12 protein-coding genes are annotated in these 12,021 nt (G+C 65.5%); 11 read left to right on the top strand and 1 reads right to left on the bottom strand.

Translation table 11 applies throughout. The annotated features are described in order from the left end of the window. A partial coding sequence (locus A9X05_RS01545) for a dihydrodipicolinate synthase (protein ID WP_067778696.1) occupies positions 1 to 950 on the top strand: 950 nt, incomplete at its 5' end. Here the strand turns inward: A9X05_RS01545 and A9X05_RS01540 are convergent. Beyond that, positions 942 to 2,087, bottom strand: coding sequence for an ABC transporter substrate-binding protein (locus tag A9X05_RS01540; protein WP_067747583.1), 1,146 nt, complete (start codon positions 2,085 to 2,087; stop codon positions 942 to 944). The two genes, A9X05_RS01545 and A9X05_RS01540, sit on opposite strands and share 9 nt — an antisense overlap. Before the next feature lie 121 nt (positions 2,088 to 2,208). Between A9X05_RS01540 and A9X05_RS01535 the strand changes: the two genes are divergently transcribed. From A9X05_RS01535 to A9X05_RS01490, 10 genes are all read left to right on the top strand, one after another. Further along, positions 2,209 to 3,333, top strand: coding sequence for a dihydrodipicolinate reductase (locus tag A9X05_RS01535; RefSeq protein WP_067778690.1), 1,125 nt, complete (start codon positions 2,209 to 2,211; stop codon positions 3,331 to 3,333). A 54-nt stretch (positions 3,334 to 3,387) separates the two neighbouring features. Further along, positions 3,388 to 4,020 carry a TetR/AcrR family transcriptional regulator gene (locus A9X05_RS01530; RefSeq protein WP_067778687.1) on the top strand — a complete coding sequence of 211 codons (633 nt, stop codon included), beginning with the start codon at positions 3,388 to 3,390 and terminating at the stop codon, positions 4,018 to 4,020. Between the two features lie 114 nt (positions 4,021 to 4,134). After that, complete coding sequence (locus A9X05_RS01525) at positions 4,135 to 5,415, top strand: amidohydrolase family protein (RefSeq protein WP_067778684.1); 1,281 nt, start codon at positions 4,135 to 4,137, stop codon at positions 5,413 to 5,415. Continuing rightward, positions 5,408 to 6,202, top strand: coding sequence for an SDR family oxidoreductase (locus A9X05_RS01520; RefSeq protein WP_067778681.1), 795 nt, complete (start codon positions 5,408 to 5,410; stop codon positions 6,200 to 6,202). Before A9X05_RS01525 ends, A9X05_RS01520 begins: the two co-directional genes overlap by 8 nt. A 14-nt stretch (positions 6,203 to 6,216) precedes the next feature. After that, the gene (locus A9X05_RS01515) at positions 6,217 to 7,668 is read left to right on the top strand and encodes an aldehyde dehydrogenase family protein (RefSeq protein WP_067747660.1); all 1,452 of its coding nucleotides are present in this window, start codon (positions 6,217 to 6,219) and stop codon (positions 7,666 to 7,668) included. A gap of 22 nt (positions 7,669 to 7,690) precedes the next feature. Continuing rightward, positions 7,691 to 8,854, top strand: a complete 1,164-nt coding sequence (locus tag A9X05_RS01510; protein ID WP_067747573.1) for an NDMA-dependent alcohol dehydrogenase — start codon at positions 7,691 to 7,693, stop codon at positions 8,852 to 8,854. Positions 8,855 to 8,968: 114 nt separating this feature from the next. Beyond that, positions 8,969 to 9,979 carry an alpha/beta hydrolase gene (locus tag A9X05_RS01505; protein WP_082970835.1) on the top strand — a complete coding sequence of 337 codons (1,011 nt, stop codon included), beginning with the start codon at positions 8,969 to 8,971 and terminating at the stop codon, positions 9,977 to 9,979. A gap of 3 nt (positions 9,980 to 9,982) precedes the next feature. Beyond that, positions 9,983 to 10,825 carry an SDR family oxidoreductase gene (locus tag A9X05_RS01500; RefSeq protein WP_067778678.1) on the top strand — a complete coding sequence of 281 codons (843 nt, stop codon included), beginning with the start codon at positions 9,983 to 9,985 and terminating at the stop codon, positions 10,823 to 10,825. A 20-nt stretch (positions 10,826 to 10,845) separates the two neighbouring features. Next, positions 10,846 to 11,766 (top strand): reductase, encoded by a 921-nt coding sequence (locus tag A9X05_RS01495; RefSeq protein WP_067747569.1) that lies wholly within the window; start codon positions 10,846 to 10,848, stop codon positions 11,764 to 11,766. Further along, positions 11,763 to 12,021, top strand: a 259-nt coding sequence (locus tag A9X05_RS01490; protein ID WP_156736190.1) for an FAD-dependent oxidoreductase, incomplete at its 3' end; no start/stop codon positions are given. The genes A9X05_RS01495 and A9X05_RS01490, both read left to right, overlap by 4 nt.

The following is a 12,021-nucleotide window of genomic DNA, read 5'->3' as shown; positions in this document are numbered from 1 at the left end:
TCGATGCGGGCGCGCTGTGTGGTCTCCCGCCGACGACCGGCGTGATCGCGACGGCGGACAAGGACGCGATCGTCGCACTGGGCGCCGACGTCGTCGTGCACACGGCCAGCAAAGCACACGCGATCGAAACGAACGCCGAGGACATCTGCCGCCTACTCGCCTCGGGTAGCACCGTCATCACTACGACGTCGTATAACCATTTGCCGACCTATGGGGCGGAAACGGAGTCCGCGTTCGTCGAGGCGTGCCGACAAGGTGAGTCGCGTTTCCATGCTGCCGGCGAGAACCCCGGGTTCATGTTCGAGCGACTGGTCGCCACGGTGACGGGGCTGAGCAAGACGATCGACCGGATCGACCTCTATGAGGCAACTGACGTTTCGGCCGTGGACAGCCGGCCGATGCTGGTCGACCTGATGGGCATGGGGAGACCGCCGGAAGACGTCAGCATCGATTCCCCGATCATCAAGAAGCTCGATATGGCGTACCGCCAGGCGCTCAACGCCACGGCCGACGTCCTCGGGATCACCCTGTCGCGCATCGACGTGGCGGTCGACGCCACCACCCTGCCGCACGACATCGAGGTACCCGCCGGCACTATCGAGGCGGGAACGGTTGTCGGGCAGAGGTTTTCCTGGGTCGGGCACTGGTCGGGCCGTCCGCTGCTGGCCATTCACGAGGAGTGGGTCCTCACCCGCGACCTCCCCCAGTGGGGCATGGCGCCGCTGGCGCCCGGCGAGAAGGCGCCCCTCATCCGCGCGGTCATCAAAGGCGAGCCGAGCTTCGAACTCCAGCTCGACGTGGGATTCGACGGCACGGCGCAACCCGGTCAGCACGCCATGCCGGGCCACCTGATGATCGCGATGGGCGCGATTCGCGCGATTCCGTATGTGCTCGCCCAACCGCCCGGCATCGTGACCGCGGCGGTATTCGGCGCGATCCAACTAGCGTGAGGCGCGCGCGACCGCGCGGGCAATGTGGTCGCTCGGCGCCGCGTGGAAGACATGCGCACTGCCGTCCGGCAGCACCCTGCGGGCAATGAGATAGTCGGATCCCATCCAGCCCTGCCGGATGAACCGACCGAACCGCAGGAACGTCCCGGGAGCGCCGCTGGCCGACGGGATCAGCTTGACCTGCTCGAGCCCGTTCTTCACTCCCTCCCCGGTGAGCGGGCGTGCCGCCGCGAGGCCGCGCACGATCACGGTCGCCGCGTCGTGCGACAGGCCCGGCATCGAATGACCAGGCCGACGACCGTATCTGGCTTCAAAGCGGTCCAGGAAGGCCTGACCGACGGTGTTGCGCTCGTCGTAGCTGTCCAGGCCGATCCAGCCGGACAACTGCCGCCTCCATTCCGCGTTGATGTGCGCCATTTCGAAGGCCGTCGTCGTGTACCGCGGGGGGTCCCAGCCGGCGGCCAGCAGCGCGTCCGTGAACCCCCACAGGCCATGCCCGAACCCGACGTGCACCAACGCGTCGGGCTCCGACGCACTCAGCGCGGCGACCGCTTTGGCCTTGTCGGCCTCCACCTGCGGAATTGCCACGGTCGCAACGACCTTCAAGCCGGCGGCGTCGTAGGCTCGTTCGGCGAAGGCGAGGTACTCCTTTCCGATCAGTGACGACTCATAGGCGATCGCGATCCTCGACCGCCCGTCCCCGATCATCACCGCCGCCAGCATCACCGGCTCCTCGGCCATCGAGCCGTTGTTCAGCGCAAAGCACCACTCTCCGAGCGCACCCTCGGACCCCGACAGGGTGACGATCGGAACGCGAGCCGTGGCCTCGACATGGGAGCGCAGCGGCACCACGTTGTCCGATACCCACGGCCCGTAGATGGCCAGACATCCCTCCGCGACCAGCTCGTCGAAGGCACGTTCGACCGCGAGGTAGGTGCCGTTCGGCAAGCCCACCACGTTTCGGGTGACGAGTTCGATCGGCCGGTCGATCAGCCCGGAGGACAACGCTTCATCCATCACCAGCCGCAGGGCGTCGATGCTGTCGTTGTCCGTGTCGCCGGAAGTCGGATAATCGTTGAGCAAGCCGACTTTCAGGGGAGCGACCGAACCGTACGCGCGAACGCCGTCGTCTGCCATAGCGGCAACATACCGGATGAAGGTTGTGTAATCGCCACCGTACGGAAACAATGATTCGCGAAACTGCATATTCGGCTTCCGGAGTGCTCGCTCCCGTCTGGCCTCACGCGAAGGGGACACCATGACGCTCACATCACCACTGGAATCGAGCGTGTCGGCGGCCGAGAAGAAATATCGCGTGATCCAGTGGGGCATGGGCAATGTCGGGACCTTGGCGCTGCGCCACTTCGCCCACAATCCCCTCTATGAGGTGGTCGGAGTGCTCTGCAACCGCCCGGAGAAAGTTGGCAAGGATGCGGGCGAGCTGGTCGGGGTGGGGCCGATCGGCGTGCTCGCAACCACGGACAAGGCCACCCTGGAGGGCCTTGACGCAGACTGCGTGTTCTACGCGCCCCTCTGGTCGGACGTCGACGAGATCTGCCGACTGCTGCGCGGCGGAAAGAGCGTCGTCGCCTCGGGTGGGGCCTGGTGGCATCGGACGGAAACCAACAGCGCCGACATCGACAAAATCGAGGCGGCGTGCCAAGACGGTGGAACGTCGTTCCACGGAGGCGGCATCCACCCCGGCTACGCGGCGGACCTGCTCGTCCTGACGCTGGCCCGGATCGTCGGCAAGACCGACCAAATCCACATCTACGAGGCGGTGAACTTCAACAAGGACACGCTGAAGTACTTGGACGAGATGGGATTCGGAAAGACACCGGACGAGTTCGCCAAGGGCAATCTCTTTCAAGATGCATGGTCGTTGTTCGCGCAATCGCTGACGATGGTGGTCGAAGGCTTGGGCAAGAGTGTCGACAAGTTCACGACAGACGTCGAACTGGGCCTAGCCACCCGCGACATCCCGTACGAGGGCACCGCGGACATGGACATGCCCGGCCTGCGAGGTGTGATCAAGACGGGCACCGTCGCATCCCAACATCACCTCTGGACGGCGTGGGTGGACGGCAGGCCGTTCATCACCTTGCACGAGCTCTACTCGTTCATCGAGCACGACGCCATCGACCCGAGGCCCGATTGGGAACCGTATTACCACTACCGCGTGGTGATCGACGGTGACCCCGGCACCGAGCTCATCCTGCGCGGCAGCCCGCAGGCGCGCGAGCACGCGAAGCCCGGTTACATAGGCTACGCATGGACCGCGATGGAGCCCGTGAACTCCATCCCCGCCATCTGCGATGCGCCGCCGGGTTTCAAGTCGCACGCCGATCTTGGACTCATGACGGTTCGCGGGATCGTGCGCTGAGGCGGCACGTCCCGACGCTCAACATTCAAACTGAAGGTTGCTACGATCGTCGGCATGGCGAAGCGTGGCGGGGCGGACGAGGATCGACGCGCCCGGGGCGAGCAGACCCGTCGCGACCTGATCGACGCGGGTCGCGAGCTGTTCGTTGAACACGGGTTCTTCAACACGAGCATCAGCGACATCGTGACGAGGTCGGGCGTCGGGACGCGCGGCGCCTTCTACCACCACTTCAAGGACAAAGCCGAGCTCTTTCGAGCGGTATTCGAAGACGTCGAAAACGATCTCACCCTCCGGTCCATTGCCGCTCCCCCGCCGGGCGCGGACGCCTGGGAACGGCTCACGCGTGGATTGCACGGATTCCTTGAAGCCGCAATGGAACCCGCGGTGCAGCGGGTGATACTTGTCGACGGACCGGTGGTGCTGGGCTGGCAGACCCTGCGCGAAATCCAGAATGGCAACAGCATCGCCCTGATCAACGAGGTGGTCCGCGAGGCGATCGCCGAGGGCACCATCGACGATCAACCCGTCGGGGAACTGACGCACATGCTCATCGCCGCGCTCGAGGAGGCCTCGCTGCTCGTCGCGCACTCCGCAAACCCCAAGAGCGCGCGTCGCCGGGCCGCCAGGATCCTGGACCGGCTACTGCTCTCGTTTGCCGTCGAGCCGCACGCGACGCCGCGGCGCTGAGCGTTGCCGAAGTGTGGAGGCCACGTCACCAGTGGAAATGAATATTTCCAGAAATCGAAATAGTTACTCTGCCAATCTGATAGCCTCGTTCTCAACCTCTGTGCAAGGAGACTCATGCAGCCCGAAGACATGATCTTGGTCAGCGTCGACGATCACCTGGTGGAGCCGCCGAACCTGTTCGAGGGCAGGCTTGCAAGCAAGTACGCGGACGCGGCGCCCCGGGTCATCCGCCGGCCCGACGGCTCGGAGGTGTGGACTTTCAACGACGCCATCATTCCCAACATCGGGCTCAACGCTGTGGCGGGACGCCCACGCGAGGAGTATGGCGTCGAGCCGACCGCTTTCGACGAAATGCGGCCCGGGTGCTACGACATTCATGAGCGGATCAAAGACATGGATGCGGGCGGCGTGCTGGGATCGATGTGCTTCCCGTCCTTCCCCGGCTTCGCGGGCCGGCTGTTCGCCACCCACACCGACAAGGACCTCGCCCTCGCCGTCACCCAGGGATACAACGACTGGCACATCGACGAATGGTGCGGCTCGTATCCCGGGCGCTTCCTGCCCATGGGGCTGCCCGTGCTGTGGGATCCCGAATTGTGCGCCAAAGAGATCCGCCGCAACGCCGCCAAAGGCTGCCACTCAGTCACCTTCACCGAAAACCCCGCGACGCTCGGCTTCCCGAGCTTCCACGACGAGTATTGGGATCCGATGTGGCGGGCTCTGTCGGACACCAACACGGTGCTCTCGGTCCACCTGGGGTCCTCCGGCAAGATCACGATGACCGCCGACAACGCGCCCGTCGACGTAATGATCACCCTGCAACCGATGAACATCTGCTCGGCGGCCGCCGACCTGCTGTGGTCCCGCGTCATCAAGGAGTTTCCCGACGTCCGCTTCGCACTGTCCGAGGGTGGCACCGGCTGGATTCCCTATTTCATCGACCGCCTCGACCGAACCTACGAAATGCATCACCTGTGGACCGGCCAGGACTTCGGAAACAAACTGCCCAGCGAGGTGTTCCGGGAGCGCTTCCTGACCTGCTTCATCGCGGACCCGATTGGCGTCAAACTGCGCCATGACATCGGCATCGACAACATCGCCTGGGAGTGTGACTACCCGCACTCGGACTCGTCGTGGCCCGCGGCAGCCGAGGAGCTTGCCTTGGTCATGGTTGACCTCCCCGACGACGAGATCAACAAGATCACGTATGAGAACGCATGCCGTTGGTACTCATTCGACCCGTTCCAGCACCGCACCCGAGAACGATGCACGGTCGGCGCCCTGCGCGCCGAAGCCGGTGACCACGATGTCGAGATCCGTAGCTTCGACCACGGCCGGTTCGAACGCACCGCGGGCGCGACCCTCGGCACTATGAGCGCCAAGCTCGATGTCTGACAACGGACAAAGCCCGCTGCGGGTCGCTGTCGTCGGTGCCTCCGCCGGCCTCGGACGATGCATCGGCATAGGGCTTGCCCAGCGAGGCGCGCATGTCGCGCTGCTGGCGCGGCGATACGACAGGCTGGTCGATGCCGCCGGGGAAGCCGGCAACGGCGCGGTGGCCGTCGCCTGCGACGTCACCGTCGCCGACAATTGCCAGGCGGCGATGTCCGAGGTGGTCGGCGCGCTCGGCGGGCTCGACGCCCTGGTCTACACGACCGGCATGGGTGTGCTCGCGCCGCTGCGCGAGGTGACCGCGGAACAGTGGGCGCAACTGTTCGCCACCAACGTCACCGGCGCCTCACTCGTCACCGCCGCGGCCGCGCCCCATTTGGCCGCGGCGGCGGGCGGTGCCGTTTACCTCTCGTCGCTCAGCGCGTCGTACACGACGCCGTGGCCGCTGCTCGGCGCATACGCGGTGTCCAAGGCGGCGCTGGACAAGCTTGTCGAGGCCTGGCGCATCGAGCATCCGGAGATCGGCTTCACCCGTCTGGCCGTCGGCGACAGCCTGGGCGGCACCGGCGACGCGCAGACTGAGTTCAACAAGGCGTGGGACCCCGACGCCCTGGAAGCGGCTATCAGATACTGGATGGATAACAAATACATGCTCGGCGGCCTCGTCGACGTCGAGCACCTGGTTGACGTTGTCGATTCCGTTATCCGTTGCGGCAAAAGCAGTTTCATCCCACATCTGACTCTGGCCCCACGCGCCTCTGATGCAGTGAAGGAGCTTCGGAATTGGTGAACCACGAACCGCGCATGCTCATCGACGGCAAGCTCGTCGAGTCCGTATCCGGGCGGCGATTCGACAACGTCAATCCGGCGACCGAGGAGGTGCTCGGCACCACCTGCGACGGCACCCACGCCGACATGGAACGCGCCATCGCTGCGGCACGGCACGCGTTCGACAACGCGGCGTGGTCACGCGATGGCGAGGCGCGGGCCGCCGGCCTGCGGCAGCTGCAGGCGGCGCTGGAAGCCGAACGTGAGGACTTACGCGGCGAGCTCGTCGCGGAGGTCGGCTGCCCCGTGCTGTCCACCTACGGACCGCAGCTCGACGTCCCCCTCCGCGAAGCGCTCACCTGGCCTGCGGACATGATCGGTGAATTCGCTTGGGAACGGCCGCTTCCCGACAAGGACGCCTTCGGCCTGGGCAGCCTGACGGCCCGCGAAGTCTGGAAGGAGCCGATCGGAGTCGTCGGTGTGATCACGCCCTGGAATTTTCCTTTCGAGATCATCCTGAACAAGATCGGCCCCATCCTGGCGATGGGTAACACCTGCGTGCTCAAGCCCGCCCCGGACACACCGTGGAACGCCACCAGAATCGGCCGCATCATCGCCGAACACACCGACATCCCGCCCGGGGTCATCAACATCGTCCCGTCGTCCGATCATTCCGTCGGAGAGGTGATTTCGACCTCGCCACTGGTAGACATGGTGGCGTTCACCGGCTCGACCGCTACCGGCAGGCGCATCATGGCGGCGGCCGCCGAGACCATCAAGTCCACCTTCCTCGAACTCGGGGGCAAGTCCGTCTACCTCGTCCTCGACGAGGAGGGAGACATCGGCGGCGCGGTCGGCGGCAGCGCCTTCATCTGCATGCACGCCGGGCAGGGCTGCGCGATGCCCACCCGACTGCTGGTCCCCAACTCGCGCTACGACGAAGCGGTCGAAATCGTCAAGACAGCGATGGAGAACAACAAATACGGTGACCCCACGGACCCGTCGGTGCTGCAGGGTCCACTTGTCTCCAAAAGGCAGCATGACCGCGTGCTCGGCTACATCGAGAAGGGTAAGCAGGAAGGCGCCCGACTGGTCACCGGCGGCGGGGTGCCCAAGCATCTCCCCAAGGGCTATTACGTCGAGCCAACGGTATTCGCCGACGTCGACAACAAGATGACGATCGCCCAGGAGGAGATCTTCGGGCCGGTGCTGTCGGTCATCGGGTTCGACGGCGACGACGACGCCGTGCGCATCGCCAACGATTCGATCTATGGCCTGTCGGGCGTGGTGTTCGCCGCTGATCTAGATCGCGCGAAATCCGTCGCACGCCGGATCAGAACCGGCACCCTGGGCATCAACGGCGGACTCTGGTACGGCGCGGACGCGCCGTTCGGCGGCTACAAGCAGTCCGGTGTCGGACGACAATGCGGCATCGAGGGGCTCGAAATCTTCACCGAGACAAAGACCGTCGGCTGGCCTGCCGCCTGACTCCCAACTGAAAGAAGCGACAATGAAGTCCAAAGCAGCGGTGTTACGCGGCGTCGGTATCGATTGGGAAGTCACCGACGTCGAGCTCGATCCTCCGCACGCCGGCGAGGTTCTGGTCAAGATGGCCTACGCCGGCATCTGCCATTCTGACGAGCACTTCTACACCGGCGACAGTGTGCCGACGGCCGAGATGGAAGAAATGATGCGGGCGTCCGGCATTCCGGTACCCGAATGGTTCCCGATGCTCGGCGGCCACGAGGGCTCGGGTGTCGTTGAAGAGGTCGGTCCCGAGGTGAAGACACTCAAACCTGGCGACCATGTGGCGATCTCGTTCCTGCCTGCTTGCGGTAGCTGCCGATGGTGCGCCACCGGGCACACGTACCTGTGCGACATTGGCTCCGACATTTACAGCAAGGCAATGACCACCGACGGCACCCGGCGACGCCACCTCGGCGACGAGGATCTGATGGCGATGATGCAGGTCGGCACGTTCTCCGAGTACGTGGTGGCGTCCGAGCGTTCGCTGGTGAAGGTGAATGACTGGATCCCCTTGGAGGCCGCATCCCTGGTGTCCTGTGGTGTGACAACGGGATTCGGCTCGGGATCCGTCGCGGCAGGCACGGGAGCGGGTGACACCGTCGTGGTGATTGGTGTCGGCGGGATCGGCATGAACGCGGTGCAGGGCGCGAAGGTCGCGGGCGCCAAGCACATCGTCGCCGTCGACCCCAACGAATTCAAACGTCAGATCGCGCCGACGTTCGGCGCAACCCACACCGCCGTCGATGCCGGTGCGGCGGTCGAACTTGTCAAGGAGATCACCTGGGGAGTCATGGCCGACCGCGTCGTTCTCACCCCCGGGGTGGTGCCGGCCGACCTGATCTTTACGGCGATGATGTTGTTGCGCAAGGGCGGAACCTGTGTGCTGACCGGGATGGCCAAGATCACCGACATGATGGTCCCGATGATGCTCGGCGACATGGTCAACTCGTGCAAGACCTTCAAAGGGGCGCTCTACGGCGAGATGAACCCGCGCGAAGCGATGCCCAAGCTGCTATCGATGTACGAGGCGGGCCTGATCAAGCTCGACGAGTTGGTCACGCAGAAGTACAAGCTCGACGACATCAACGCGGCCATGAAAGACCTTCGCGCCGGCAAGAACATCCGGGGCGTCATCGCTTTCGAGTAGTTGGACGGCGACGGGGAGCCGATGGGCCCGCGCATGCCGCGCGTTGCGAAGCAAGCACCCGACCCCTAAAAGCTGCCATTGACTAATGTCACCATTTGGTATTGACTTCCCGGCATGGCGGACGGTGTTCCGGCCCGCGGGTCATTGCGGTCCCGCGGCGCGGCAGCGGTAAGTGCTTACACCCTGCGGCCCGTAACCGGCCTGCTACCGCCCGAGCGGGCGTGGGGCCTGTGGCTGTCGCGCCAAATCGTCGCCCGGATCATGGGCACCTTCGGGCCCTCACTGGCGGGCACCCGAGTCGAACACGTCGACACGAGGCTGCCGGACGGTCGCCGGGTTAAGGGCGAATGGGTTTACGGGCCCCGCACGCCGACAAGTGATACCGCGCGGTCGTCCACCTCCGCGGGCGCCGTCTACTACGTGCACGGCAGCGGCTTCGCCGTGTGCTCGGCCAAGACGCACCGCCGGTTGACATCCTGGCTGTCGTCACTGACCGGTCTGCCGGTGTTCGGCATCGATTATCGACTCGCGCCCCGCCACCGCTTCCCCACCGCGGCCGACGACGTGCGCTCGGGCTGGGACTGGCTGGTGAACTCGTGCGGTTTGTCGCCGAAAGGGCTTGTCGTCGCCGCGGATTCGGCGGGCGGCCATCTGGCCGTCGACATGTTGCTGCAACCCGAGGTGGTGGCCGATCACCCCGCCGCACTGACGTTGTTCTCCCCGCTGTACGACCTCAGCTTCGAGTTGTGTCTCGCCCGAGAACGACTGCGCCGCGATCCCGCGATCCGGGCGGCCGACGCGGCCCGCCTGGTCGGCATGTATCACGCCGGCGTCGATCCCGCGCACCAGCGGTTGACGCTCAACGTCGCCGGCGGCCCTCCGCTTCCCCCGACATTGATCCAGGCCGGGGGCGCGGAGATGCTGCAAGACGACGCCCGTCAGCTCGCCGCCGACATCGAAACCGCCGGCGGCCGTTGCGAATTGCAGATCTGGCCACACCAGGTGCACGTCTTTCAGGCGCTGCCCCGGATGACGCCCGAAGCCGCCGCGGCAATGGGCTACGTCGCGCGCTTCGTCACCCACGCGTTGCAGGATGCACGCGTCACAACGCAGGAGGTGCGCTGAGCGATGCTGGACAGACTGCTGGGCAGGCCGAAGACCAGCCGCGGTGCGTCCGCGGTGGTGACCGGCGCCGGAAGCGGTATCGGGGCGGCCTTCGCCATCGAACTCGGCCGCCGTGGCGGCAGGGTCGTCTGCAGCGACATCGACGAAGCGGCCGCCCAACGGACGGCCGACGCGATCACCCAACTGGGCGCCAGTGCGACGGCGATCCGCTGCGACGTCTCGCACTTCGAGGACGTGCGGGCGCTGGCCGGGCAATCACAGGCCTGGTTTTCCGGATGCCCGACGCTGGTGATCAACAACGCCGGCGTCGGCGCCGGCGGCGCGGCCATCGGTGATACGCCCCTGGACGATTGGGCATGGACCATCGGAATCAACCTGTGGGGCCCCATTCACGGCTGCCACGTCTTCGCACCGATCCTCCGGGAGCCGTCGCCCGCCCCCCGCGGCATCATCAACGTCGCGTCGGCGGCGGCGTTCGGCGCGGCGCCGGGAATGGCCCCCTACAACGTCAGCAAGGCCGGCGTGCTGTCACTGTCCGAGACCCTGGCCGCCGAATTGGCAGGCACCGGCGTGCGAGTAACCGTGCTGTGTCCGACCTTCGTCAAGACCAACATCGTCGAATCCGGCCGCATCAGCGAGGAATCCAGCGAACTGGCCAACAAGCTGATGCGCTGGACCGGATTCTCGGCGGACAAAGTCGCGCGGATCTGCCTGGACGCGCACGACCGCGGCGACCTCTACTGCATGCCACAGCTCGACGCCAAAATCGGCTGGAGCATCAAACGCCTGACACCACACGCCTATACACGTGCGGCCGGTCTGGCCTCGCGGATCAACCTGCCCTGACCAAAGCAAAGGAGCTCCCAGTGGCCATCGACATGGAAGCCATGCTCGCCAAGATCAAGGACCGCCAATGGGCGCTCGCCGACATCGATTGGGACGCGCCCGGCGCCGACACCATCCGGGAGGAATTCCGGCCCAAGCTCAAGGCTTTCATGGCCGACCTGTGCTGGATCGAGAACGTGGGCGCCCGCGGATTCGCGGCCCTGGCCAAGAAGGCGCCCAACCCGACACTGGCCGAGATCTACCGGTACTTCCACGCCGAGGAGCAACGGCACGCCAACGCCGAGATGGCGCTGATGAAGCGCTGGGGCATGCTCGACGACGGCGAAGTTCCCAAGCCGAACGTCAACATCCGGCTCGCCATCCAGTGGCTCGACGCCTACTCCGACGACATGCCGTTGTCCGTGCTGGGCACCGTGATACCGATGCTGGAGGTCGCCCTCGACGGCGCGTTGCTGAAGTTCTTGCTCGACACCGTTGCAGACCCGGTGTGCCATCAAGTCTTCGAGAAAATCAACAACGACGAATCACGCCACATCGCCGTCGATTTCGCGGTGCTCGACATGATCGGCCACGCGAGGGCCCGCAAACTTGCCATCGAATTCGTCGGGACAGTCGCGTCGCCGGGCGTGATCGTCGGCACCCTGATGTATATCCCGCTGCTCAATCGCGTCCGCAACGAGATGGCCGGCATGGGCATGGAGCCCGAGCGCCTCTACAACGCGGTCAAACGCTTCAAGCAGCTCGGCGAGCGGGGTGAGCGCACCTCGCGGGTGCCGGCATACCAACTGCTCAAGCGACACGCCGCGATGGTCGTCAACCCCGCCCACCCCTACCACCTGCTGGCCAATTCGATGGTGTGGCTGTCGGACCGCTATCCCAAGCCGTTGCTCAAACCCGTGCCCAGCTGGTTCAAGGAACTCACCTACCGGCCGGCCGCGTGATGATGGCCGCCGACCGCGCCCACGCGGTGCTCGTCATCGGAGCCGGCTTCACCGGACTGGGGGCGGCGATCCGGTTGGCCGACGCCGGGGTCGACGACGTCGTGATCCTGGAACGCGGCGACCGGGTGGGCGGAACCTGGCGCGACACCACCTATCCCGGCGCCAGCTGTGACGTGCCCTCGCTGCTGTATTCGTATTCGTTCGTCAAGAACCCGAGCTGGTCGCGGACGTACTCCCCCGCCCGGGATATCTGCC

Origin of the sequence: Mycobacterium sp. E3298 (assembly GCF_001666895.1) — a bacterium.
In the GTDB taxonomy this organism is placed as follows: domain Bacteria; phylum Actinomycetota; class Actinomycetes; order Mycobacteriales; family Mycobacteriaceae; genus Mycobacterium.
This window is presented reverse-complemented; position numbering and strand designations above follow the sequence as displayed.

Coding starts and splice junctions, on each gene's coding strand:
- A9X05_RS01520 (WP_067778681.1), top strand. CDS start 5,408: ATGTCTGACAACGGACAAAGCCCGCTGCGGGTCGCTGTCGTCGGTGCC.
- A9X05_RS01535 (WP_067778690.1), top strand. CDS start 2,209: ATGACGCTCACATCACCACTGGAATCGAGCGTGTCGGCGGCCGAGAAG.
- A9X05_RS01510 (WP_067747573.1), top strand. CDS start 7,691: ATGAAGTCCAAAGCAGCGGTGTTACGCGGCGTCGGTATCGATTGGGAA.
- A9X05_RS01540 (WP_067747583.1), bottom strand. CDS start 2,087: ATGGCAGACGACGGCGTTCGCGCGTACGGTTCGGTCGCTCCCCTGAAA.
- A9X05_RS01500 (WP_067778678.1), top strand. CDS start 9,983: ATGCTGGACAGACTGCTGGGCAGGCCGAAGACCAGCCGCGGTGCGTCC.
- A9X05_RS01530 (WP_067778687.1), top strand. CDS start 3,388: ATGGCGAAGCGTGGCGGGGCGGACGAGGATCGACGCGCCCGGGGCGAG.
- A9X05_RS01515 (WP_067747660.1), top strand. CDS start 6,217: ATGCTCATCGACGGCAAGCTCGTCGAGTCCGTATCCGGGCGGCGATTC.
- A9X05_RS01505 (WP_082970835.1), top strand. CDS start 8,969: ATGGCGGACGGTGTTCCGGCCCGCGGGTCATTGCGGTCCCGCGGCGCG.
- A9X05_RS01525 (WP_067778684.1), top strand. CDS start 4,135: ATGCAGCCCGAAGACATGATCTTGGTCAGCGTCGACGATCACCTGGTG.